This is a genomic window from Asanoa sp. NPDC050611 (assembly GCF_040654855.1).
Classification (GTDB): Bacteria; Actinomycetota; Actinomycetes; order Mycobacteriales; family Micromonosporaceae; genus Asanoa.
The window spans coordinates 1-24247 of record NZ_JBFAIU010000084.1 but is presented as its reverse complement, the minus strand read 5'-3'; the positions used below and the strand labels follow the sequence as shown (position 1 = coordinate 24247).

Annotated in this window: 20 protein-coding genes and 2 pseudogenes; 7 read left to right on the top strand and 15 right to left on the bottom strand. The window is 73.7% G+C overall.

The window, feature by feature from the left end; translation table 11 throughout:
- Nucleotides 1-94 precede the first annotated feature (94 nt).
- The 4 genes and pseudogenes from AB0H87_RS15825 to AB0H87_RS15810 form a co-directional block, all read right to left on the bottom strand.
- A pseudogene (locus AB0H87_RS15825) lies at nt 95-544 on the bottom strand (FAD-dependent oxidoreductase); the annotation flags it as partial.
- A gap of 13 nt (nt 545-557) precedes the next feature.
- Nucleotides 558-1121: a DUF3000 domain-containing protein gene (locus tag AB0H87_RS15820; protein WP_360144990.1), complete on the bottom strand. Its 564-nt coding sequence runs from the start codon at nt 1119-1121 to the stop codon at nt 558-560.
- A 96-nt stretch (nt 1122-1217) separates the two neighbouring features.
- Nucleotides 1218-2267, bottom strand: coding sequence for a uroporphyrinogen decarboxylase (gene hemE, locus AB0H87_RS15815; protein WP_360144987.1), 1050 nt, complete (start codon nt 2265-2267; stop codon nt 1218-1220).
- 79 nt (nt 2268-2346) lie between these two features.
- Nucleotides 2347-3465: a trypsin-like peptidase domain-containing protein gene (locus AB0H87_RS15810; RefSeq protein WP_360144984.1), complete on the bottom strand. Its 1119-nt coding sequence runs from the start codon at nt 3463-3465 to the stop codon at nt 2347-2349.
- 111 nt (nt 3466-3576) lie between these two features.
- Here AB0H87_RS15810 and AB0H87_RS15805 point away from each other — a divergent pair, with 111 nt between their 5' ends.
- On the top strand, nt 3577-4917 hold the full coding sequence (locus AB0H87_RS15805) for a ribonuclease D (protein ID WP_360144981.1): 1341 nt from the start codon (nt 3577-3579) through the stop codon (nt 4915-4917).
- 1 nt (nt 4918) lies between these two features.
- Here AB0H87_RS15805 and galE read toward each other — a convergent pair whose 3' ends face one another.
- Nucleotides 4919-5920 carry a UDP-glucose 4-epimerase GalE gene (gene galE, locus AB0H87_RS15800; protein ID WP_360144978.1) on the bottom strand — a complete coding sequence of 334 codons (1002 nt, stop codon included), beginning with the start codon at nt 5918-5920 and terminating at the stop codon, nt 4919-4921.
- A gap of 106 nt (nt 5921-6026) precedes the next feature.
- Here galE and AB0H87_RS15795 point away from each other — a divergent pair, with 106 nt between their 5' ends.
- Nucleotides 6027-7220 carry an acetyl-CoA C-acyltransferase gene (locus AB0H87_RS15795; RefSeq protein WP_360144975.1) on the top strand — a complete coding sequence of 398 codons (1194 nt, stop codon included), beginning with the start codon at nt 6027-6029 and terminating at the stop codon, nt 7218-7220.
- Nucleotides 7217-9214, top strand: a complete 1998-nt coding sequence (locus tag AB0H87_RS15790; RefSeq protein ID WP_360144972.1) for a 3-hydroxyacyl-CoA dehydrogenase NAD-binding domain-containing protein — start codon at nt 7217-7219, stop codon at nt 9212-9214. Before AB0H87_RS15795 ends, AB0H87_RS15790 begins: the two co-directional genes overlap by 4 nt.
- Before the next feature lie 51 nt (nt 9215-9265).
- Here AB0H87_RS15790 and AB0H87_RS15785 read toward each other — a convergent pair whose 3' ends face one another.
- From AB0H87_RS15785 to dxs, 7 genes are all read right to left on the bottom strand, one after another.
- Nucleotides 9266-10339 carry a hypothetical protein gene (locus tag AB0H87_RS15785; RefSeq protein ID WP_360144969.1) on the bottom strand — a complete coding sequence of 358 codons (1074 nt, stop codon included), beginning with the start codon at nt 10337-10339 and terminating at the stop codon, nt 9266-9268.
- 112 nt (nt 10340-10451) lie between these two features.
- A complete protein-coding gene (locus AB0H87_RS15780) occupies nt 10452-10838 on the bottom strand; it encodes a VOC family protein (RefSeq protein WP_360144966.1) in 387 nt (128 codons plus the stop codon).
- 33 nt (nt 10839-10871) lie between these two features.
- On the bottom strand, nt 10872-12083 hold the full coding sequence (locus AB0H87_RS15775; protein ID WP_360144963.1) for a HAMP domain-containing sensor histidine kinase: 1212 nt from the start codon (nt 12081-12083) through the stop codon (nt 10872-10874).
- A complete protein-coding gene (locus AB0H87_RS15770; RefSeq protein ID WP_360144960.1) occupies nt 12080-12751 on the bottom strand; it encodes a response regulator transcription factor in 672 nt (223 codons plus the stop codon). The genes AB0H87_RS15775 and AB0H87_RS15770 overlap by 4 nt, the downstream gene beginning before the upstream one ends.
- A 44-nt stretch (nt 12752-12795) precedes the next feature.
- On the bottom strand, nt 12796-14184 hold the full coding sequence (locus AB0H87_RS15765; RefSeq protein ID WP_360144957.1) for a PQQ-binding-like beta-propeller repeat protein: 1389 nt from the start codon (nt 14182-14184) through the stop codon (nt 12796-12798).
- Between the two features lie 5 nt (nt 14185-14189).
- A complete protein-coding gene (locus AB0H87_RS15760; protein WP_360144954.1) occupies nt 14190-15458 on the bottom strand; it encodes a PQQ-binding-like beta-propeller repeat protein in 1269 nt (422 codons plus the stop codon).
- A 10-nt stretch (nt 15459-15468) separates the two neighbouring features.
- On the bottom strand, nt 15469-17433 hold the full coding sequence (gene dxs, locus AB0H87_RS15755) for a 1-deoxy-D-xylulose-5-phosphate synthase (RefSeq protein WP_360144951.1): 1965 nt from the start codon (nt 17431-17433) through the stop codon (nt 15469-15471).
- Nucleotides 17434-17813: 380 nt separating this feature from the next.
- On the opposite strand from dxs, the gene AB0H87_RS15750 reads away from it, so the two are divergent.
- A complete protein-coding gene (locus AB0H87_RS15750; RefSeq protein ID WP_360144948.1) occupies nt 17814-18014 on the top strand; it encodes a hypothetical protein in 201 nt (66 codons plus the stop codon).
- A 52-nt stretch (nt 18015-18066) separates the two neighbouring features.
- Here the strand turns inward: AB0H87_RS15750 and AB0H87_RS15745 are convergent, their stop codons facing one another.
- Nucleotides 18067-19281, bottom strand: a complete 1215-nt coding sequence (locus tag AB0H87_RS15745) for a TRAM domain-containing protein (RefSeq protein ID WP_360144945.1) — start codon at nt 19279-19281, stop codon at nt 18067-18069.
- A complete protein-coding gene (locus tag AB0H87_RS15740; protein WP_360144942.1) occupies nt 19278-21362 on the bottom strand; it encodes an APC family permease in 2085 nt (694 codons plus the stop codon). Before AB0H87_RS15740 ends, AB0H87_RS15745 begins: the two co-directional genes overlap by 4 nt.
- A 116-nt stretch (nt 21363-21478) precedes the next feature.
- Between AB0H87_RS15740 and AB0H87_RS15735 the strand changes: the two genes are divergently transcribed.
- Both AB0H87_RS15735 and AB0H87_RS15730 read left to right on the top strand, forming a co-directional pair.
- Entirely contained in the window at nt 21479-22144 is a 666-nt protein-coding gene (locus AB0H87_RS15735; RefSeq protein ID WP_360144939.1) for a TrkA family potassium uptake protein, read from the top strand.
- Nucleotides 22141-22833 (top strand): TrkA family potassium uptake protein, encoded by a 693-nt coding sequence (locus tag AB0H87_RS15730; protein ID WP_360144993.1) that lies wholly within the window; start codon nt 22141-22143, stop codon nt 22831-22833. Before AB0H87_RS15735 ends, AB0H87_RS15730 begins: the two co-directional genes overlap by 4 nt.
- Nucleotides 22834-22864: 31 nt before the next feature.
- On the opposite strand, the gene AB0H87_RS15725 is transcribed toward AB0H87_RS15730, so the two are convergent.
- Nucleotides 22865-23743: a LysR family transcriptional regulator gene (locus AB0H87_RS15725; protein WP_360144936.1), complete on the bottom strand. Its 879-nt coding sequence runs from the start codon at nt 23741-23743 to the stop codon at nt 22865-22867.
- 138 nt (nt 23744-23881) lie between these two features.
- Between AB0H87_RS15725 and AB0H87_RS15720 the strand changes: the two are divergent.
- Nucleotides 23882-24109, top strand: a pseudogene (locus AB0H87_RS15720) (MFS transporter); the annotation flags it as partial.
- Nucleotides 24110-24247: the final 138 nt, after the last annotated feature.

Sequence of the window (24247 nt, the reverse complement as noted above, 5' to 3'; positions counted from 1 at the left end):
GCCACGTTCATCGTCGGCATGTTCTGGAAGCGGATGACCGCGGCGGCCGGCTTCTGGTCGCTGCTCTCCGGCACGGTCGTGGCCATCGCGACGTCCCGACGGCGACGTCCTCGGCCTCGGCGAGCAGCGGGTGGCCGGCGTCCAGGTCGTTGTCGACCACGCCGGCGACGCCGGCCAGCGCGCCGAGATCGCCCGGCACGCCGGTCAGGGTCCCGCGCGGCATCGGCAGGAGCTTGCCGCCGACGGCGAGCGCGGCGGCGCCGACCGCGGGGTTGACCAGGTCGTCGCCGAGCCCGACGCGGCGGGCCAGCTTGACAGCGGGCGAGTCCTCGCCGGTGGCGGCGTCGCGCACCAGGAAGGCTTCGGCGCCCAGCTCGACCGGCGAACCGGCCAGCTCGCCGGTGCGGAGCTTGCCGCCCAGGACGGCGCCCTGCTCGAAGACGGTGACCCGGGTGCCGGGCGCCTGGTCGTGGATCCGCACCGCGGCGGAAAGTCCGGCGATCCCGCCACCGATGATGGCGACGTGCTGCATGGCACCCACCATATGGCGGGGCGTTCTACGCGGTGCGGCGGCCGGGCAGCGCTGTGACGCCGGGCGGCGGGAGGCCGGCGGTCGAGGCCAGCAGCGTCGACCACGCCAGCAGGTGGGCGCCCAGGTCCTCGTCGGTCGGGGTCCAGCTCGCCCGGATCTCGATGTCGGCCGCGGTCGGCGGACCGGCGAGGTCGCCGAACCGGGTCGACATGGTCTGGGTGACGGTGCCGCCGATGGCCCGGTAGTGCGCGTCCTGCGCGTCAAGGGCGTCGGTCAGCCACGTCCAGCCCACGGTCGGCAGCAGCGGGTCGGCGGCCATGTCGACGTCGACCTCGGCGGTCACGTAGGTCACCAGCCGCATCGTGCCCTCCCAGGCCTCGTGGCCCGCGGGGTCGTGCAGCAGGATCAGCCGGCCGGTGGCCATCTCGTCGTCGTCGGGCTTGGTGACCGACGCGCTCAGCGCGAACGTGAAAGGCGCGAGCCGCTGGGGCGCGCCGACCTCCTCGAGCACGATCTCGGCGCGCGGGGTGGCGGCGCGAAGGCTGGCGACGGCGTTCGCGAAGACGTCGGGAACCGCTGTCGGAGCCATGACCGCAGCCTATGCATGGATCGGGGCGCCATGGGGGAAGGGCGCGCCGGACGCCCTAGCACGATCGGCCGCGGCCGGGCGACATTACGGCTGAAACTAGACAGCCGTCATCGTGTGCACCAGCTCCGTCACGCGGGTCAACACCGTGGGGTCGGTCTCCGGGATCACGCCGTGGCCGAGGTTGAAGATGTGCCCCGGCGCGGCCCGGCCCTGTAGGAGCACGCGGCGCACCTCAGCCTCGATGACCTCCCACGGCGCGAACAGCGTGGTCGGGTCGAGGTTGCCCTGCACCGCCTTGCCGGCGCCGATCCGGCCGGTGGCGACGTCGAGCGGCGTACGCCAGTCGACCCCGACCACGTCGGCGCCCGCCTCGCCCATGGCGCCGAGCAGCTCGCCGGTGCCGACCCCGAAGTGGATGCGCGGCACGCCGGCGTCCGCCAGCCCGTCGAGCACCGCCGACGAGTGGGGCAGGACGAAGCGGCGGTAGTCGGCCTCCGAGAGCGCGCCGGCCCACGAGTCGAACAGCTGCACGGCGGCGACGCCCGCGTCGATCTGGACGCGGAGGAAGGTCAGCGCGTTCTCGGCCAGGCGGCCGCAGAGGGCGTGCCAGGTTTCCGGGTCGCCGTACATCAGCGCCTTGGTCTTGGCGTGCGTCCGCGACGGTCCGCCCTCGATCAGGTAGCTGGCCAGCGTGAACGGGGCGCCGGCGAAGCCGATCAGCGGGGTGTCGCCGAGCTCGGCGATGGTGAGCCGGACCGCCTGGTCCACGTAGGACACGTCGGTCGGGTCGAGGCGGCGCAGCCGGGCCACGTCCTGCGGCGCCCGGATCGGCTCGGCCACCACCGGCCCCGTGCCGGCGACGATGTCGACGCCGACCCCGGCCGCCGCGACCGGCACCACGATGTCGCTGAACAGGATCGCCGCGTCGACGCCATGCCGGCGGACCGGCTGCAGCGTGATCTCCGCGACCAGGTCGGGGCGGCGGATCGTGTCGAGCATCCCGAGCCCGCCGCGGACCTCCCGGTACTCCGGGAGCGAGCGGCCGGCCTGGCGCATGAACCAGACGGGCGTGTGCGGGGCGTCCTCGCGCCGGGCAGCGCGGACCAGGGCGGAGTCGGTGTGGGTCGTCGTCGTCATCGCCACCATCGTTTCACGCGCCGATCTCCGCTCGCCTGACGGCCAGGTGCGGCCGCCGCGGAAGGGATCGCGGCGGCCGCACCGCGGTTCAGCAGACCTTGAACGCGTCGCAGGCGACCTTGATCGGCACCGCCAACCCGATGCCCTCCGCATTCTCCGCCTTCGCGGTCGCGATGCCGACCACCTGCTTGGCGGAGTTGATCACAGGGCCGCCCGAGTTCCCGGGGTTGATCGGCGCGTCGAACTGGATCATCGGCCCGTTGCTGTCGGGCAGCTCGCGGACCGCGCTCACCACGCCCGTCGTCACCGAGTCGCTCAGGCCCAGCGGGGCACCGACCACCACGATCTGCTGGCCCGACTTGACCGCGCCCTTCGCGGTGACCAGACCATTGATCTTGGTGGTGGTACGCAGGTGCGCCACGTCGCCGCCGCGGTTGACGGCGACGATCTGGGCCGCGTACCGCTTGCCGCCGCGCTCCAGGAAGACCTCCCGGTCGCCGCCGTCGTAGACGTCCTCGACGACGTGGAAGTTGGTGATCAGGTTGGTCTTCCCACCGCTCGCGGGCCTGCCCACCGCGAACGCGGTGCCGGTCACGTTGCCCGCCGCCACCCGTAGCACGCTGGGCAGCGCGGCGGTGGAGATGGCCTCGGGGTTGAAGGCGCCGGCGAGCCGCTTCTCCAGGGCACCGGCCCGGCCGTCGACCTCGTCCAGCCGCGCGGTCGCCCGGTCGCGGTCGTCGGCCTGCGCCCGCTCGCTGCCGGCGAGCCGGTCGCCGAGCTGCTCGATCCGCACCGCCTGGTAGGCGACCACGCCGGCGAGGACCACGACCAGGGCGAAGGTGAGGCCGGCGGACCAGCGGCGCTTTTCACCTCTCCGGGTGTCGGCCGCGGGTGGTGGTGCGGTCACGGCGGGACCGAACGGCACACCGGGGTCGAAGGCCCGCGGCGGCGGCACACGGGCGGCGTCCAGGGGCACCCGCGGTGCCGGCGCCGGCGGTGGCGCGTAGGCGGAGAAGTCCCGCGGCGGATAGACCGGCGACGGTTCGGCCGGCTCCCGCGGCCCTGGTGGCGCATAGGGTGGCGGCTCGCGGTCGGCCGGGCGGTAGATCGGCCCGTCGGGCGCCAGCACGCGGTGGTCGGGCGCCGGCGGACCGCCGTACCCAGGTGAAGTTTCGGGCCAGGTTGTGCGCTCGTCCCCGGCGGACATCTCCGCTCCCTCCCGTCGCACCGGACTGGGCCCCCGCGAGACCGTACCGCACCTCCCGACGCGCCGACCCGGCTGTCCGACGCGTGACGGCACGCCTACTAGGGTTGGCAGGTGACCGACGAACCACCCCTGCGCCGTCGGGCCGCACGCCGAGCGGGGGACGAGTCGCCCACCTCCCCCGAAGCGGACGGCCCCTCCACCGGCTCCCCCGACGGCCCGGCGGCCTCCGAACCCCTCGCGGGCCCCGCACCGCAGCTGCTCACCGCGCCGCGGGAGGGCACACCTGCGCCCGTGGAGTCGCCCGACGACCTCGCGGCCGCCGTGGCCCGCTTCGCCGCCGGCACCGGCCCGGTGGCGATCGACGCCGAGCGCGCCTCGGGCTACCGCTACAGCCAACGGGCCTACCTGGTCCAGCTCCGCCGCGGCGGTGCCGGCACCGTGCTGATCGACCCGCTGCCGCTGGGCGACCTGCGCACGCTCGACGCCGCCATCGCGGACGCCGAGTGGGTGCTGCACGCCGCCAGCCAGGACCTGCCGTGCCTGTCCGACCTCGGCCTGCGCCCCCGCCGCCTCTTCGACACCGAGCTGGCCGGCCGGCTCGCGGGCTTCGAACGCGTCGGCCTGGCCGCGCTGACGGAGCAGCTCCTCGGGTACGCCCTGGAGAAGCACCACTCGGCCGCGGACTGGTCGAGCCGCCCGCTGCCGGACTCGTGGCTGAGCTACGCCGCCCTCGACGTGGAGCTGCTGGTCGACCTCCGGGACGCGCTCGCGGGCGAGCTCGTGGCCCAGGGCAAACAGGACTGGGCGGCGGAGGAGTTCGCCGCGCTGGTCGCCTGGGGCGCCCAGCCGCCGCGCAACCGCCCCGACCCGTGGCGCCGCACGTCCGGCATCCACCGCATCCGCGGCGCGCGGGCGCAGGCCCGGGTCCGCGCGATCTGGTACGCCCGCGACGACATCGCCGCCCGGCGCGACTCGGCACCGGGCCGGGTGCTGCCCGACTCGGCGATCATCGCGGCGGCCGAGATCGACCCGAAGGACGAGCGGACCCTGCTGTCCCTGCCGGGCTTCGGCGGCCGCTCGGTCCGCCGGCTCGCCCGCACGTGGCTCGACGCCCTGGACACGGCCCGCGGCCTGCCGGACGACGCCCTGCCGACCAACCCGCCGATCGACGGACCGCCCCCGCCGCACCGCTGGGCGGAACGCGACCCGGTCGCGGCGGCCCGGCTGGCCCGGTGCCGCGAGGTGGTCACGACGACGGCGGCGGCACACAAGCTGCCGCCGGAGAACCTGATCGCACCGGACTCGATCCGCCGGCTGGCCTGGACCCCGCCGGAGGACGTCACCCCGGACACGGTCTCGGCCACGCTGCGCGGCTACGGCGCCCGCGCCTGGCAGGTCGGCCTGATCGCCACGGACCTGGCCGACGCCCTCTCCGACCCGAAGGCCGGCTGAGCTACTCGCCCAGCAGGCCCGGGCGGAGGGTCGACCACTCCAGGGAGTGGCGGATGCCGTCCTCGACCGTGTAGTCGCAGGACCAGTCCAGGGCCGCGGCGGCCTTGTCCGTGCGCGCGTACGAGCCGACCACGTCGCCCGGGCGCGGCGGGGCTTCCGTGACGCGCAGCGGGCGGTCGACGACCCGGCGGAAGGCGTCCACGAACTCGCGGACCGTCGTGCCCCGGCCCGTGCCGAGGTTGAGCACGTCGTAGCGGCGGTCACCGCCGGCCGGCAGCACCGTGTCGAAGCGACGCAGGGCCTCGACGTGGGCGCGGGCCAGGTCCCACACGTGGATGAAGTCGCGGATGCCGCTGCCGTCGCGGGTCGGCCAGTCCGTGCCGGTGATCTGGAACTCCTCGCCCGCCTCGAGCGCGGTGATCAGCCGGCCGAGCAGGTGGGTCGGCTTCGCCTGCTGCAGGCCCGTGCGCATCTTCGGGTCAGCGCCGATGGGGTTGAAGTAGCGCAGGGAGATGACCCGCAGGTCGTACGCGTTGGTCGCGTCCTCGAGCACCCACTCCATGACCGCCTTGGTCCGGGCGTACGGCGACTCGGGCAGCAACGGCGAGGACTCGTCGACCGTGAAGTCCGCGCCCGGCGCGTAGATCGAGGCCGACGACGAGAACAGGTAGCGCTGGCAGCCGTTGCGGACCACGTGCTCGATCAGCTCGACCGACTTCGACACGTTCTCGCGGTAGTAGCGCAGCGGCTCGGCCACCGACTCCGGCACCACGATGAGCGCCGCGGCGTGCACCACGGCCGAGATGTCCGGGTGCTCGGCGAAAATCCGGTCGATCAGCGCACCGTCGGCGATGTCGCCCTCGTAGAAGATCCGGTCGCGGACGTACTCGGCCCGGCCGGTGACCAGGTTGTCCACGATGACCGGGGTGATGCCGGAGTCCAGGCAGGCCGACGCCATCGTGCTGCCGATGAACCCTGCCCCACCCGCGATCAAGACCTTCATGGGCTGGACCCTACCAATCGCGCCGTTGTGGCCGACTCCACGCTCCACGCGAGGTTACTGACGAGTAGCATACGGGTCAGTACCCCATCCGAGGAGGCCCCGACCCGTGCCCCGATCAGTACGCGACGTCGCGTTCGTCGACGGCGTTCGCACCCCGTTCGGAAAGGCGGGTGGCATGTACGCGCACACCCGCGCCGACGATCTCGTCATCCGCTGCATCCGCGAGCTGTTGCGCCGCAACCCGCAACTTCCCAAGGAGGCTGTGGAGGAGGTCGCGATCGCCGCGACCACCCAGATCGGCGACCAGGGCCTGACCATCGGCCGCACCGCCGCCCTGCTGGCCGGCCTGCCGAAGACCGTGCCGGGCTTCGCGATCGACCGCATGTGCGCCGGTGCGATGACCGCGGTGACGAACGTCGCGGGCGGCATCGCGATGGGCGCGTACGACGTCGCCATCGCCGGCGGCGTCGAGCACATGGGCCGCCACCCGATGGGCGAGGGCGTCGACCCCAACCCGCGGATCCTGGCCGAGAAGCTCGTCGACCCGTCCGCGCTCGTGATGGGCAAGACCGCGGAGAACCTGCACGACCGGCTGCCGGCGGTCACCAAGGAGCGCGCCGACGCGTTCGGCCTCGCCAGCCAGGTCAAGACCGCCAAGGCGTACGCGAACGGCAAGCTGCAGGACGACCTCGTGCCGGTCGCGACCCGCGACCCCGAGAACGGCTGGGGCCTGGCCACCGTCGACGAGGCGCCGCGCGAGACGAGCATGGCGAAGCTCGCCACGCTGAAGACCCCGTTCCGCCCGCACGGCCGGGTCACGGCGGGCAACTCGGCCGGCCTCAACGACGGCGCGACCGCGAGCATCATCGCCGCCGAGGACACCGCCCGCGAGCTGGGCCTGCCGGTCGCGATGCGGCTGGTCTCCTACGGCTTCGTCGGCGTCGAGCCCGAGGTGATGGGCGTCGGCCCGATCCCCGCGACGGAGAAGGCCCTGCGGATCGCCGGCCTGGGCATCGGTGACATCGGCCTGTTCGAGCTCAACGAGGCGTTCGCCGTGCAGGTGCTGGCCTTCCTCGACCACTTCGGCATCGCCGACGACGACCCGCGGGTCAACCCCTGGGGCGGCGCGATCGCCGTCGGCCACCCGCTGGCCTCCTCCGGCGTGCGGCTGATGACGCAGCTGGCCCGCCAGTTCGCCGAGCACCCCGAGGTGCGGTACGGCGTCACCGCCATGTGCATCGGCATCGGCATGGGCGGCTCGGTCATCTGGGAGAACCCGGCCTGGGAGGGTGCGAAGTGACCAGCAACGAGGTCGTCACGAAGGCGCTGGTGCGCGCGGTGACCGTCAAGGGCGTCAAGGCCGCCCTGATCACGCTGGACAACGGGCTCGACCACACCAAGCCCAACAGCTTCGGCCCCGGCGGCCTGACCAGCCTGGACGAGGCGATCACGGCGGCGACGGCGCTGGAGCCAACGTTCATCGCGATCACCGGCAAGCCGTACATCTTCTCGGTCGGCGCCGACATCACCGGGATGCCGCTGATCAAGTCGCGCGAGCAGGCGGTCGAGCTGGGCCGGTTCGGGCACCGGGTGTTCAACCGGCTGCGCGAGTCGACGATCCCGACGTTCGCCTTCGTCAACGGCGTCGCGATGGGCGGCGGGCTCGAGGTCGCGCTGCACTGCCACTACCGCACGCTGTCGAGCGGCGCCAACGCGCTCGCGCTGCCCGAGGTCTCGCTCGGCCTCGTGCCGGCGTGGGGCGGCACCCAGCTCCTGCCGAACCTGATCGGCATCGCCCCGGCCGCGCAGGTGATCATCCAGAACCCGCTCACGCAGAAGACGCTGCGCCCGCCGCAGGCCCGCGAGCTGGGCATCGCCGACGTGCTGCTGGAGCCGGCCGACTTCCTCGAGCGCTCGCTGGAGTGGGCGGCCGGCGTCGTCGCCGGCGAGGTCACGGTCGAGCGGCCGGAGATCGACCGCGACATGTGGGACGGCGTCCTCTACTTCGCCAAGCTGCAGCTCGACGAGAAGCTGCACGGCGCGGTCGCCTCGGCCGAGAAGGCGCTGGAGCTGCTGGCGCTGGCCAAGGACGCGGACTTCGCCACGGGCACGGCCGCGGAGGACGAGGCGCTCGGCGACCTGGTCACCGGCCCGCAGCTGCGCAACAGCCTGTACGCGTTCGACCTGGTGCAGCGCCGGGCGAAGCGGCCGGCCGGCGCGCCCGACCGGGCGCTGGCCCGCGACGTCACCAAGGTCGGCGTCGTCGGCGCCGGGCTGATGGCCGGGCAGATGGCGCTGCTGTTCGCCCGGCGGCTCGAGGTCCCGGTCGTGCTCACCGACCTCGACCAGGAGCGCGTCGACAAGGGCGTCGCCTACGTGCACGGCGAGATCGACAAGCTGCACGCCAAGGGCCGGATCGACGAGGGCACCGCGGCCAAACTGCGGGGCCTGGTCACCGGCTCGGTCGACAAGGCGGCGTTCGCCGACGCGGACTTCGTCATCGAGGCCGTGTTCGAGGACCTGGGCGTGAAGAAGCAGGTCTTCGCCGAGCTGGAGAAGGTCGTCTCGCCCGAGGCGGTGCTGGCCACCAACACGTCGTCGCTGTCGGTCACCGAGATGGCCGCCGACCTGGAGCACCCCGAGCGGGTCGTCGGCTTCCACTTCTTCAACCCGGTCTCGGTGATGCCGCTGGTCGAGGTCGTGCGGGCCGGCAAGACCGACGACCCGACGCTGGCCACCGCGTTCGCCGTCGGCAAGCAGCTGCGCAAGTCCTGCGTGCTGGTCAAGGACGCGCCCGCGTTCGTGGTCAACCGGCTGCTGACCCGGTTCCTCGGCGAGATCTACGCGGCGATCGACGCCGGCACGCCGGTCGAGGTGGCCAACACCGCGCTCGACCCGCTGGGCCTGCCGATGCGGCCGCTCGCGCTGCTCTCGATGGTCGGGCCGGCGGTCGCGCTGCACGTGGCGGAGACCATGCACGCGGCGTTCCCGGACCGCTTCGGCGTCAGCGCCAACCTCGGCCCCATCGTCGAGAGCGGGAAGTCGCTGACCGACCGCGAGGGCCAGATCGACGAGTCGGTGGTCGCGCTCCTGCGGGTGGGCGACGCGCCGCTGACCGCCGAGCAGGTCCGCGACCGGGCGCTGGACGCGATCGCCGACGAGGTCAGGACGATGCTGGCCGACGGCGTCGTCGCGGACGCCAAGGACATCGACCTGTGCCTGGTGCTCGGCGCGGGCTGGCCGTTCCACCTGGGCGGCATCACGCCGTACCTGGCCGCGACCGGCCGGCTCTGACGGCACGCGAAAGGGCCCCAGGCGAACGCCCGGGGCCCTTTCGCGGTCCTGCTACTGCTTCTCGACCTCGGCGCGCATCGCCACGAAGTTCTTGTAGGCCTTCGTGCCGTCGCTGTTGTAGACGCCGATCAGGCCCACGCTGCCGCGGTCGGCCCAGGCGCACACGCCCATGGACACCTCGGCGCCGCCGCTGCTGACCGTCGCGTCGCCGCAGCGGGCCTGGCCGCCCTGCGGGCCGGCGTCGACGTCCTTGACGTTCTTGATCGCCAGGCCGCCGCCGGCGCTGGCGCCGCTGAACGCGTCGTCGAGCTCCTTGTCGGGGTCGGCGACCAGGCCGGACGCCGCGACCAGCATGATCAGTTCCTGCTTCTCGATCGAGCCGTAGAACGCCGCCGCCGTGCTGGTGATCTCGGGCAGGTCGGAGTTGAGGCCGTTCTTCATCTCGTCGACCGCGCCCTGCAGCGTCGGGTCGGTGATCTTCGGCTTGCCGCCCAGCGTGTCGGGCGCGACCACCCGGGTGTTGGCCGCCGCGACGACGTCCTTCACCGGGTCCTTGAGCACGAAGTAGAGGGCGACGCCGCCGCCGACGCAGAGCAGCAGCACCACGGCGAGGACGATCAGCACGATCCGGCCGGCGCGGCTCTTCTTCGGCGGCGCGGTCGGCGGCATCGGCGGGCCGCCGAACGGCTGCTCACCGTAGGTCGGCTGCTGCGGCGGCTGGCCGTAGGCCGGGGGCTGGTAGGCGGGCTGCTGCCCGTAGGGCGCCGGCGACGACGGCTGCGGCTGGCCGTAGGGCGCACCCGAGGAGGGCGGCTGCTGCTGCTGCCCGTAGTCGCCGTAGCCGGGCTGCTGCTGGCCGTAGCCGGGCTGCTGCGGCGGCTGGCCGTAGGTGCCGGGCTGCGGCGACCCGTAGCTCTGCCCGTAGTTGGGGGCCGTCGGCTGCTCGCCGTAGGGCTGCCCGTACTGCGGCTGCTGCTCGCCGTACTGCGGGGGCTGCTGCCCGTACTGGGGCGGCTGCTGCTGCCCGTACTGCGGCTGCTGGCCGTACTGGGGTTGCTGCGGCGGCTGGTCGCCGTATGGCGGCTGGGAGCCGTACTGCGGCGGCTGGGCGTAAGGGTCGGACATCACGGCTCCCTGGAAACTCTCAGGTTGACTGCCGGATCGTAACGACCCCCCGCCAGCACCGCTGGCCCTGCGTCGGGCACGGGACAGAACGTGTGTCCCGATCGTGACCCCGTCAAGCCGCTGCCCGCTCGGCCGCGCTGCGCTCGACGCAGAACTCATTGCCCTCCGGATCGGCGAGGGTCACCCAGCCCGTGCCGTCGGGGCGGCGGTGGTCGCCGACCAGCGTCGCGCCGAGGGCGAGCAGGCGGTCGACCTCCTCGTCACGGCTGTGGTCGGACGGCTGAAGGTCCAGGTGGAGCCGGTTCTTGGTGACCTTGTCGTCCGGAACCCGGCAGAACAGCACGCCCGGGCCGGCACCGTCGGGGGCGATCAGGAGCGCTTCGGGATCGCCCGGAAAGTCGTCCGTGGAGCGCGCGTAACCGAGCACCTGGGACCACCAGCCGGCCAACTCGTAGGGGTCGTGGCTGTCGACGTTGATGTGGTGGATGCGGTTGGTCATGGCCGCCACCGTGCCAGGCGAACGTGACGTAGATCAACGCGGTTTCGCGTCACCCACCGCCGCCGAGCCCGCCGCCACCGGCGTGACGCTCGCGGCCGGCAACGTCACCCGCACCTCCAGGCCACCACCCTCCTGCGGCGTCGCGGTCACCGTGCCGCCGTGCGCGTCGCACACCGCGCGCACGATCGACAGGCCGAGGCCCGAGCCGCGGGCGCCCGTGCGCTCCCGGCCGCCGCGCCGGAACGGCTCGAACAGGCCCGGCACGTCGGCCGTGTCGACCTCGAAGCCGGTGTTGCCGACCACCAGGAACACCTGGTCGCCGTCGGTGCCCGTGCGCGCCCACAGCCGCCCGTGCAGGTGGTTGTAGCGCACGGCGTTCTCCACGAGGTTGCCGGCCAGCCGCTCGAGCAGGCCCGGGTCGCCCACCACGGGCGCCGGCGCGAGGTCGGTCTCCACGGTCACACCGAGGCGGTCCACCTCGCCGCGCATCGCCGACAGCGCCGCCCGCAGCCCGTCGGCCAGGTCGCCCGGCACCTTGCGGCCCAGCCGGCGGCCGCGTTGTGCCTCGCTGCGCGCCAGCACCAGCAGCGCGTCGACGAGGCCGTTGGCGCGTTCGGAGGCGTCGCGGACCACGGTCGCCATCCGGCGGAACTCGGCCTCGTCGGCCTCGTCGTCGGCCAGCGTGACGTCGATCTCCGTGCGCATCACGGCCAGCGGCGTACGCAGCTCGTGCGAGGCGTTGGCGACGAACCGTTTCTGCGCCTCGAACGCCGACCCGAGCCGGTCGAGCATCGCGTCGAACGTCCGGGCCAGCTCGGCGATCTCGTCGTCGGCGCCGGTGTAGCGGATCCGCTGGTCGAGCGTCTGCTCGCCGAGCCGGCGGGCAGTCGCGGTGACCCGGTGCAGCGGGCGCAGCGCCCGGCCGGCCACCGCGTAGGCGGCGACGATCCCGACCAGGCTGGTCACGAGCAGCGCCAGCAGCCCCTTGACCAGCAGCTCGCGGGAGGCGGAGTCGACCACCTGGGCCTGCCAGGCGGCGGCGTCGAGCCGGCGGCCGTCGGCGAGGTCGACGAACGCGCCCGCCTGGAGCTGGTCGGCCGGGTGGACGGCGTCGCCGACCAGCACCCAGGCCAGCAGGATCAGCACGAGCCCGGTGGCGACCACCACCACGCCGTTGAGCAGGGTGAGCCGCAGCCGCAGGGTGGGCCGGGGCCCGCGCTGCCGGGCCGCCGCGTAAACGGTCATGAGACCAGCTCCCCTGGCATCCGGTAGCCGGCGCCGACCACCGTCTCGATCAGCGGTGGTTCGCCGAGCTTCTTGCGCAGCGTCATCACGGTCACCCGGACCGTGGTCGTGAACGGGTCGGTGTTGGCGTCCCAGACGCGCTCCAGCAGCTCTTCGCTCGACACCACGGCGCCGCGCGCCTTGAGCAGCTCCTCGAGCACGCCGAACTCCTTGCGGGTCAGGTCGACCGGCGCGCCGGCCCGGGTGGCCACGCGACGGGCGGGGTCGAGCACCAGGTCCGCGACCGAGAGCACGGGCGGCGCGGGCGGCGTGGCCCGCCGGCCGAGGGCCCGCACCCGGGCCACCAGCTCGTCGAAGGCGAACGGCTTGGGCAGGTAGTCGTCGGCGCCGAGCTGCAGGCCGTCGACCCGGTCCGCGACCGTGCCGCTGGCGGTCAGCATCAGCACGCGGGTCAGCGCGCCGGAGGAGACCAGGTCGGCGCAGATCTGGTCGCCGTGGACGCCGGGCAGGTCGCGGTCGAGCACGACCACGTCGTACCGGGTGACGAAGGCCATCTCGTGGCCGGACGTGCCGTCGTAGGCCACGTCGACGGCCAGCCCGTGCCGCCGCAACCCCCGCGCGATCGCGTCGGCCAGGTTGCGCTCGTCCTCCACCACCAGCACCCGCACCGCAACAGCCTCCCTCAGCCCCTGTCAAGCCCGTGTGAGCAAAGCTAGCGCTCCGGCCGGACGGCCCAGATCCGCAGTGTGCCGTTCGCGGTGCGGCAGACGATGGCCGCGGGGCCGGACTGGCAGGCGAGCAGGACCTCGTCGGCGGTGCCGAGTGGGCGCAGGACGCCGCTGGGCGGCCCGAGGGTGGCGATCACGCTGTGCGCGGCGCCCATCGGGATCCGGGTGACGACCGGGTCGCCACGGGCCCCGGTGCGCCAGCCGCGCAGGTCGGTGACCTGGGCGCCGGTGTCCGGGTCGACGGTGCGGACCGGCCCGATCCCGCCCGGCACGGTGCCGAGGGCGATGAGCTGGCCCCGGGCCTCGACCACGTAGCTGGCCTCGGGCGCCCGCCAGCGCAGCCGGCCGGTCCGCGGGTCGAGGGCCAGCACGTCGCCGTGGCTGCTCACGCAGACCAGCGCCAGGCACCGGCCGATGCCGCCGCCGTCGATGTCGTACGGCATCCGCCACCGCACGGCCAGCGTGTCCGGGTCGAGCCCGACCATGCCGGTGCCGCCGTGCTGGGCGTACCAGAGCACCAGCCCGCCGCCGGCGCTCAGCCCGGACAGCGGGAGCACCTCGGTGCCGAGCGGGGTGGCCGTCCGGAGCACCGTCCCGCTGCGCGCGTCGCGCAGCTCGATCCGCCCGGACCGGACGAAGACCACGAGCCGGCCGGCCCGGCCCGCACCGGAGCCGGACGTGCCGGTGGCCACGGTCGCGCCGCCCGCGCCGCCGACCGCGTTCGCCTCGGACTCGGGCGCCGGCCGCGGCGGGATCCGGCCGGCCACCGGCGCGGGCCCGCCGAGCGCGGTGAAGGTGAACCGGTCGTGCGGCTCCGCCGACCAGAGCTGGCGCCCGGTCGCCAGGTCCAGCGCGCGCAAGCGGGGCGGGTCAGGGTCGCTGGCGTAGCCGGTGTTGGCGTCCGCGTCGACCACGATCTCCTCGGGCACCGACCACAGCCGGGTTCCGGTGGCGGCGTCGTACGCGTCGGTGCGCAGGATCCGTCCCGTGGTCTCGCCGCCGGAGATCAGCAGCACCGGACCCGCGGTGTCGATCCGGATGATCCGCTCGCCGGTCGGCGCGTACGCCGCCGTCCAGAGCTCGGCGCCGCTCGGCAGCCGCAGCGCGCTCAGCGACCAGGTCGCCTCGCCGGCCCGGCGCACGAGGTAGAGCCGGTCGCCCGCGACCGCGAACGAGGACCCCACGCCGCCGGGCCGGGTCACCGTCTCGGTCAGCGGTGGCTCGGGGACGAGTGACCCGCCGAGCACCAGCAACGCCGCCGCGAGCACACCGACGACGGACCAGAACGGCGACCGCCGGGGCAGCTCGCGCTCGACCGGCTCGGCCGGCTGGTCGGCGACCGAGCCCAGGTCGATGGTGCCGCCCGGCAGCATGGCCGCTACTGAGGTAGCGAGAAGATCGCGAGGTGGTGGCCGTCGCCGCCGCGGCAGACCAGCGCCGTGTCGCCGGCGCGGCAGTCGCGGCTGCCGGCCGGCAGCGTGCCGAGCGGTCGGGGCGCCGCGGACGTGCCGCCGCCGGCCACCGCCACCCGCTCGTCCGGCAGGAGCCGGAAGACGAGCTGGTCCGCGCTGCCCCGCACGGGCAGCCAGGGCAGCCCGTCACCGGTCGCGAAGGCCAGACCGCCGTCGTCGAGGTCGAGCGTCCAGATCCCCTCGGGTGTACGCGCGCACAGGTCCCCGGCGCAGTCGGCCCACCGGACGTCCCGCGCGCGGTCCGGCCGGCTCCATTCGAGGCCGACGTTGTCGAGGTTGTACGCGCTGAGCGCGGACCGCCGGCCCGGCCGGGGGTCGGGGTGCCGGAGGACGAACCCGTCGTCGACCAGGCGCGGGTTGTCGGGCGCGTAGTCGGCGGGCGGCAACGTGCCCGCGCCCCGCAGCGCCCCGGTGGCCAGGTCGTGCACCTCGGTGCGGCCCGAGTCGAGGACCAGCACGGCCAGGGCCGGATCGCCGGCCACCACGTGCGCGACCGCCGTCGACGGCACCCGGTCGTGCCAGAGCGTACGCCCGGTCGCCAGGTCGATCGCGTCGATCCGGCCGGCCACCCGGCGCCCGGCGCCGCTCGCGCTGCGCACCTCGTCCACGGCCAGGCCCATGCCGACGCCCGGCACCGTCAGCACCGCGTCGTCGCGGCTCCAGCGCACCGCGCCGGTGCCGGCGTCGATCGCGGTGGTGCCGGTCTGCCGGCGGATCGAGTCACGGGACGCGAGCAGCACCAGGTCACCGACCCTGGTGGCCGACTGTGACATCGCGGCGGGCAGCCGCAGTCGCCAGCGCTGGTGTCCGCCGGGGAGGTCGTAGCCGTGCAGCTCGATCAGGCCCGCGTCGGCGTCGCCGCCGGCCGTGCCGCCGGCCGTCGCCGTCGTGCCCACGACGGTCGCGCCCGGCGGTGCCGGGTCGGCGACCACCAGCAGGTCGCCGGCGACGGAGACGCTGGAGCCGGGCTCGACCGGGACCGCGGCGGTGGGGCGGAACGGCGGGCTGGCGGTGGCCGCGCCGCCGCAGACCAGCAGCAGCCCGGCCGCCGTCGCGGCCAGCCGGGCGCGCCACGAGCGCCGGCGGTGCCGCGGACCGGGTGCCTGGTCGTCCTCGACCGTGCCGTGGGCGGTGCCGAGGTCGATCACCACCCACTCGCCCGGCCGCTCGGACATCTGCGTGTGCCTAGGGGGTCACGTTGTCCCGCTGTGCCGACTTCGGCGCTGTCGCTGCGCCGATGTGCTCGGCCGGTGCGGTGTCGTCGAGGCGGGAGACCCAGCCGGTGACCTCGCGGGCCACGTCCTGGGCGGTGAGGCCGACGTCGGACAGGATCTGGGCGCGGTTGCCGTGCGGGTGCCAGTCGGCGGGCACGCCCAGGTCGCGCAGCGGGACGCGGACGTCGGCGTCGCGCATGGCCTTCGCGAGGGCGTCGCCGACGCCGCCGGTGCGCACGCCGTCCTCGACGGTGACCACGAGGCGGTGCGCGGCGGCCAGCGTGACCAGCTCGGCCGGCACCGGGCGGACCCAACGCGGGTCGACGACCGTGACGCCGTAACCGTGCTCGGCGAGCCGGGTCGCGACCTCGACGCCGAGGTGGCCGAACGCGCCGACCGCGACCAGCAGGACGTCCTTGCGGCGGTCCTCGCGCAGCACGTCGACCGGGCCGGCGCGCCGGACGGCCGGCAGGTCGGCGGCGACGGAGCCGGTCGGGAAGCGCAGGATGGTCGGCCCGTCCTCGACGGCCAGCGCCTCGCGCAGCTCCTCGCGCAGCGTGGCGGCGTCGCGGGGCGCCGCGATGCGCAGCCCCGGCACGACGCCGAAGACCGACATGTCCCAGATGCCGTAGTGGCTCGGCCCGTCGGGACCGGTGACACCGGCCCGATCGAGCACGAAGGTCACCGGCAGCTTGTGCATCGCGACATCGAGCAGCACCTGGTCGAACGCCCGGTTGAGGAACGTCGCGTAGACCGCGACCACCGGGTGCAGGCCGCCCAGCGCGAGACCGGCGGCCGAGGTCGCGGCGTGCTGCTCGGCGATGCCCACGTCGTAGACGCGGTCGGGGTGCTTGCGGGCCAGCGCGGCGATGCCGGTCGGCTCGGCCATCGCGGCGGTGATGCCGACGACGTCGGGACGCTCGTCGGCGATCGCGACCAGCTCGTCGGCGAACACGTGGGTCCACTTGACGCTCGGCGCGGCCAGCAGCTTGCCGGTCTCGACGTCGAACGCGCTGCTCGGGCCGTGCAGGCAGTCGGCGTCGTCCTCCTCGGCGGGGCGGTAGCCGTAGCCCTTGCGGGTCACCGCGTGCACGATGACCGGGCCGCGGAAGCCCTTGGCGCGGCGCAGCGCCGACTCCACGGCACTGATGTCGTGGCCGTCGACCGGCCCGACGTACTTGATGCCGAGATCCTCGAACATGGCCTGCGGCGCCACGGCATCCTTGATGCCCTTCTTCACCGCGTGCAAAACCTCGTAGAGCGGCTTGCCGACCAGCGGCGTCGAGCCCAGCGACTCCTTGACCAGGTCGAGCACCTTCTCGTAGCCCGGGTTGAGCCGCAGCGAGGACAGGTGGTCGGCGAGGCCGCCGATCGTCGGCGCGTAGGACCGCTGGTTGTCGTTGACGACGATGACGAGCGGGTTGCCGGCGGTGGCGATGTTGTTGAGCGCCTCCCAGCACATGCCGCCGGTGAGCGCGCCGTCGCCGACCACGGCGACCACGCCGCGGTCCTCGCCGCGCAGCGCGAAGGCCTTGGCCATTCCGTCGGCGTAGCTCAGCGCCGTCGAGGCGTGCGAGTTCTCGATCAGGTCGTGGTCGCTCTCGGCGCGGCTCGGGTAGCCGGACAGCCCGCCGCGCTGGCGGAGCTGGTCGAACCCGGCCTGCCGGCCCGTCACGATCTTGTGAACGTAGGACTGGTGGCCCGTGTCGAACAGCAGCTTGTCGCGCGGCGAGTCGAAGACCCGGTGCAGCGCCAGCGTCAGCTCGACGACGCCGAGGTTGGGGCCCAGGTGCCCGCCGGTGCGGGAGACCTTCGCGACGAGGAAGTCACGGATCTCGGCGGAGAGCAGGACCAACTCCTCGACGGAGAGCCGTTTGAGGTCCTGTGGGCCGCGGATGGCGGACAACAGACTGGCCCGACCCTCTTCAACGCTCATGACCGGCAAGTGTAATCGGGTACGCACCTGCCGCACCCCGATCCGAGATCGTCTTCACCGAATCTCCCTTTCCGCAAGGGCTGCGGTCTCCTGCATGTGGACGGTCCGCGCACGGCCGGGAGCACTGGGTGACGCCCGCCCGTTCGGGTGAACCGCGGGCCCGATCGGACAAGTCTTACTGACGGGACCGTGACAGCTGGTGACGCCGGCACCGGCCGTATCGGCTCGGACCGATCTTCATAACCGCACGCCAATGCCATGATCGATGATTGGGTACGGCCATCGGAAAGCCCGTTCCGGCATGCCGGAGACGAATAGGGCACACGGCCGAAAGACGTACGATGGTGGCAGTTGTTTTCCGTCCCGAAAAAGGTGTGCCCATGACACGCATTTCCGGGAAGTACGCGGTGGGTCAACTGCTCGCGCTGGTCCTCGTCGCGATCGTCGCGTTGCCGCTGCTCCCGCTGATCCTGCTCGTCATCGCCTGGATCCGCGTCCGCGACCGGCGCGCCGCGTCCGGCCACGAATCGGAGGGCAGCACCGTCGCCCCCAATCGCGCGATGGCCGCCGCACAGCGCTGACCCCCGTTCGGGGGTCAATTCGGCTGCACCGCATTCCGAAAACTAATTCGATTCACGATTCAGGCACCAGCAGCCCGACGCATTCGAGGTGGTGCGTCATCGGGAAACAGTCGTAGCCGCGCAGTTCCGCCAGCCGCCAACCGTGCTCGCGGAACGTGCGGACGTCGCGGGCGAACGCGGCCGGATCGCACGCGACATAGCCGACCGCACGGGCGCCCGACCCGACGAGCGACTCGACGACCCGCGCACCCGCGCCCGTGCGCGGCGGATCCAGCACCACCACGTCGACCGGTCCGGCCACCCGGCGGCGGGCCAGCGCGGTCTCCACGCGGGCCGCAACGACCTCGACCCAGGGCAGGTCACCGAGGTTGTCGCGGGCCGCGGCCACCCCGTCCGGCGCCGACTCGACCAGCGTGACGCGACCGCCGGGGCCGACCCGCTCGGCCAGTGCCGCGGCGAACAGTCCCGCGCCGCCGTAGAGGTCCCACGCCCGCTCGCCGGCCCGCGGCCCGACCAGGTCGAGCACCGCGCCGACCAGCGTGCCGGCGGCCGCGGGGTGCACCTGCCAGAACGTCTCGGCGCCGATCGTCCAGGTGCGACCGATCGCGCGCTCACGCACGGTGCCGGGCTCACCACCGCCCGGGTGCGCCAGCACGGCGACGTCGCCCGCCGAGGAGGCCACGGTCTCCACGGCGTCGGCCGTCGGCCAGCCGCGGTCGAGCACGGGCAAGGCCTGGACGGCCGGGTGCGCGATCAGGCAGCGGTCGATCGGCACGACCTCGTGCGAGCGGTGCTTGAGCAGCCCGGGCCGACCCGCCGCGTCGACCGCGTAGCGGACCCGGGTGCGCCAGCCGGTCGGCCCGCCGGGCAGCGCGACCACCGCGACGCCCAGCGCGTCCACCTCGGCCTCGGACAGCTTGCCCAGCCGGGTCAGCTGCTCGCGCAGCACCGCGGTCTTCCAGTCGAGTTGCGCGGGCGGCGCCACGTGCTGGAGGTCGCAGCCGCCGCAGCGACCCGGTCCGGCGTACGGGCAGGGCGGCGTGACCCGCTCCGGCGCCGGCTCGAGGATCTCCACCGCGTCGGCCCGCAGGTATCCACTGTGTACCTCGGTGACCACCGCGGTGACCCGCTCGCCGGGCAGCGCGTGCCGGACGAACACCACCTGGCCGTCGAGCCGGGCGACGCAGTGCCCGCCGTGCGCCGGCGGGCCGACGGTGAGCGTGACCCGCTCCTCCTCGCCGACCGGCTCCGGGCGCGCGTCGCTCACGTGCGGTCCGCCGACGCCGGCGCCGCCTCGTCGCCGCCGGCCGGCGCGGGCTCGGGAGTGGCGGGCACGACCGTCGGGCCGTGCTTGTGGCCGCCCCGGTTGCGGGGGCCACGCGCCGGCCCCCGGATCAGCGTGGCGTCCAGCCGGTCGAGGTTGCGGGTCTGGCTCGAGGCGAGCTGCCACGGCACGCTGGTCACCATCACGCCCGGCTCGAACAGCAGCCGGCCCTTGAGCCGCAGCGCGCTCTGGTTGTGCAGCAGGTTCTCCCACCAGTGGCCGACGACGTACTCCGGGATGAAGACCGTGACCACGTCGCGGGGCGAGTCCGTGCGGACCCGCTTGACGAAGTCGATGATCGGCCGGGTGATCTCGCGGTAGGGCGAGTCGATGACGGTCAGCGGCACCGGCACGTCGCGCCGCTCCCACTCCGCCTGGACCGCCCGGGTGTCCTTGTCGTCGACGTTGACGGTCACCGCGGTGATCGTGTCGGGGCGGGTGGCCTGGGCGTACGCGACCGCCCGCAGGGTCGGCATGTGCACCTTCGAGACCAGCACGACCGCGTGGTTGCGGGCCGGCAGCATCGGCCGCGCCTCGTCGGGCGAGAGCTCCCGCGACACCCGGTCGTAGTGCTGGCGGATGGCGAGCATCACCGCGTAGATCACCAGCATCGCGGCGATCGCGATCCAGGCGCCCAGCAGGAACTTGGTGATCAGCACGATGACCAGCACCGTGCCGGTGAGGAACGCGCCGAACGTGTTGATCGCCCGGGCCCGGTGCATCCGGCGCCGGGCCTCGGGATCCCGCTCCCGGGGCAGCAGCCGGTTCCAGTGCCGGATCATGCCGGTCTGCGACAGCGTGAACGAGACGAACACGCCCACGATGTAGAGCTGGATCAGCCGGGTCACCTCGGCCTGGAACGCGACGATGAGCACGATCGCGCAGACGGCGAGGAAGATGATGCCGTTGGAGAACGCCAGCCGGTCGCCCCGGGTGTGCAGCTGGCGGGGCAGGTAACGGTCCTGGGCGAGGATCGAGCCGAGCACCGGGAAGCCGTTGAACGCGGTGTTGGCGGCCAGGAACAGGATCAGCGCCGTGGCACCGGCGACCACGTAGAGCAGGATCGAGCCGGAGCCGAACACCGTCTCGCCGAGCTGGGTGGTGACCGTCTTCTGCACGTAGTCGCCGGCGCCCCCGACGATCTGCCGGGCCGGGTCCTCCATGAACTGCAGGTGGGTCACGCGGGACAGGTAGACGATGCCGACGAGCATGCTGACCGCCACGGTGCCGAGCAGCAGCAGCGTGGTCGCCGCGTTGCGGCTCTTGGGCGGCTTGAACGCCGGCACGCCGTTGGAGATCGCCTCGACACCGGTCAGCGCCGCCGCACCGGAGGAGAACGTCCGCAACAGCAGGAAGACCATCGCGGCGCCGGTCACGTCGTGTTCGGCCGCGATGGTCAACCCGGCGCTGGGTGCCCGGAGGTCGTCACCGAGCACGAAGATCCGGAAGAAACCGGTCAGCAGCATGCCGATGATGACGATCATGAAGCCGTACGTCGGGATCGCGAACGCCGTGCCCGACTCGCGCAGGCCGCGCAGGTTCATCGCGGTCAGCACGATCACGGCGCCGACCGCTACCGCGATCTTGTGCGTGGCCACCCACGGGACCACGGAACCGAGGTTGGCCACGCCGGAGGAGACCGACACGGCGACGGTCAGCACGTAGTCGACCAGCAGCGCGCTGGCCACGCCGATGCCGAACTTCGGCCCCAGGTTGACCGTGGCCACCTCGTAGTCGCCGCCGCCCGACGGATAGGCGTGCACGTTCTGCCGGTAGCTGGCGACCACGGTGAGCATCACGACGACCACGGCGAGTGCCACCCACGGCGAGAACACGTAGGCCGAGGCGCCCGCGATGGAGAGCGTCAGCAGGATCTCGTCGGGCGCGTACGCGACGCTGGAGAGGGCGTCGGAGGCGAACACCGGCAGGGCGATGCGCTTGGGCAGCAGCGTGTGCTGCAGCCGGTCCGACCGGAACGGTCGGCCCAGCAGCAGACGCTTCATCACCGAGGTGGGTCTGGCCACAACGGGTAAGGGTACGGCCGGCGGGAATGGGCTGCCGAGCGGTAGGCGCACACCGTTGATCTGCTGGCAAGCGGTACGGTCAATCGGCCGAAAACCGCCGTGGAAGGGGTGCCACCGTGCACGTCGTGATCATGGGCTGTGGTCGCGTCGGCTCGACGCTCGCGCACACCCTCGAGGAGCAGGGCCACTCCGTGGCCGTCGTCGACCAGAACCCGGACGCCTTCCGCCGGCTGGGCCCGGAGTTCGGCGGGATCACGGTGGCCGGCGTGGGCTTCGACCGCGACGTGCTGCGGGAGGCCGGCATCGAACGGGCCGACGCGTTCGCCGCGGTCTCCAGCGGCGACAACTCCAACATCATTTCGGCCCGGCTCGCCCGCGAGACGTTCGGTGTGACGCGCGTCGCGGCCCGGATCTACGACCAGAAGCGGGCCGAGGTGTACGAACGGCTCGGCATCCCGACGGTGGCCACGGTCCGGTGGACGGCGGACCGGATGATCCGGCACCTGATCCCCGAGGGGCACGTCGAGATCTTCCGGGACCCGACCAGCACCGTCTCGATCATCGAGGTGCCGGCGCACAAGGACTGGATCGGCCGCCTGCTGCGCTCGCTGGAGGACGCGGTCGGTGCGCGGGCGGCGTACGTGATGCGCTTCGGCATCGGCACCCTGCCCACCGCGTCGACCGTGATCCAGGAGGGTGACCAGCTGTTCATGCTGGTCACCGACGACATCGCCACGTCGGTGACCGAGGTCGCCGCCGCCGCTCCGGAAGGGGGGCACTGACCATGCGGGTCGCCATCGCCGGAGCGGGCAACGTGGGCCGCTCGATCGCCGCCGAGCTCGTCGGCAACGGCCACGAGGTGATGCTCATCGAGCGGTCGCCGAAGATGCTGCGCCCGGAGCGCGTGCCGGCCGCGGAGTGGATCCTGGCCGACGCCTGCGAGCTGGCCAGCCTTGAGGAGTCCAACGTCGCGAGCTGCGACGTGGTGGTCGCCGCCACCGGTGACGACAAGGTCAACCTCGTCGTCTCGCTGCTGGCGAAGACCGAGTTCGCGGTGCCGCGGGTGGTCGCCCGGGTCAACCGCGCCGAGAACGAGTGGCTGTTCACCGAGCAGTGGGGCGTCGACGTCGCGGTGAGCAAGCCGCGGCTGATGGCCGCGCTGGTCGAGGAGGCGGTCACGGTCGGCGACCTCGTCCGGCTGATGACGTTCCGCCAGGGCGAGGCCAACCTGGTCGAGATCACGCTGCCGCCGACCGCGCCCTACGTGGGCCTGCCGGTGCGCAACGTGCCGCTCCCCCGGGACTCGGCGCTGGTCGCGATCCTGCGGGGCCGGCGGGTGCTGGTGCCGACGCCGGACGACCCGCTGGAGGCCGGCGACGAGCTGATCTTCGTCTGCACGGCCGAGGTCGAGGACGCGGTCCGCGCGGTGATCCTGGGCCCGGACTCGGCCGACCGCAGAGCGGTCGGTTAGCTGGCAGAGCGGAGCGTCGTCCGCTGGCCTCTCAGCCGGCGGCGGCGTAGAGGACGTCACGCAGGCCGGGCAGGCGTTCCCGGTCGGCCCGCCAGACCAGCCGCAGGCTCAGCTCCGGCACGGGCAGGTCGAGCTTGGCCAGCCGGCCGGCCCGCAGGCTCTCCGCGACCGCGAAGCCCGGCAGCAGCGTCATCCCAAGCCCCTGCTCGGCCCAGGCGCGCATCACCGGCACACCCCCGACCCGCACCCGCTCCGGCGCGTCGCCCAGCGCCCGGTCGGCCGCCATCCAGAACGAGCACTCGGGCACGTTGACGAGCAGCCGCTGCCCGGCCAGGTCCGCCGGTGTCAGCCCGGTGCGGGCGGCCAGCGCGTGCCCGGGCGCCGCGACCAGCGCCAGCGGCACGGGTTCGAGGTCGACGAAGCTCAGCGGCTCGGACGGGGTGGGAAAGCCGAGCCCGCCGACGCCCGGGCCGGAATCCAGCAGCAGCGCGGCGTCGAGGCGCTGGTCGACCACGTCGGCGAGCAGCTCGGCCCGGTTGCGGTCCGCGCGCGGCTCGACCGCGAGGTCCGGCCGGCGCACGGCCAGCCGGGCGACGACACCGGGCACGTGCGAGCCGGCCAGCGTCTCCAGCGCGCCGAGGCGGATCCGTTGCGGCTCGCCCCGCACGTCGAGCCGGGCCCGCTCCGCCTGGTCCAGCAGCGTCCGGGCCCAGCCCCGCAGCCGCTCCCCCGCCGCGGTGAGCGCCATGCCCCGCGGCCCGCGGTCGAACAGGGCGACGCCGAGGGCGCCCTCCAGGGTCCGGATCTGCTGCGAGACCGACGACGGCGCGAGGCCGAGAGCGACCGCGGCGTCGGTGACGGTGTGGTGCCGGACGACGGCCTCGAACGTCCGGAGCTGCGTGAGGTCCACGGCCAGGACCAAGAGCGCGGGGCATGCGGAAATTCCGAACGCGGCGTACGGCACAGCCGGTGGAGCGGGCCGGCCCGGGGCCGCACCGTTGCCGTCGTGATCCCACCCCTGCTCACCGGCGTCTCGCTGGGCTACTTCATGGTGCTGCTGGACCTGACCGTGCTCGCCGTCGCCGAGCCCGACCTGGCGGCTTCCCTCGGCGCTTCGGTGACCGGCCTGCAGTGGGCCACCACCGGCTACACGGTCGCGTTCGCGGCGCTGCTGCTCTGCGCCGGCGCCGCGGCCGACCGGTACGGCGCGGACCGGCTGTTCCGCGGCGGTGTCGCCGGCTTCGCCCTGGCGTCGTTGCTCAGCGCCGCCGCACCCACCCTGTGGGCGCTGGTGGCGCTGCGGGCGGTGGCCGGCGTCGCCGCGGCGGCCTCGACAAGGTCGGCACGTTCGGCATCCTGCGCTACTGCCTGCCGCTGTTCCTGGAGGCGTCGCGCTGGTTCGCGCCCTGGGCGA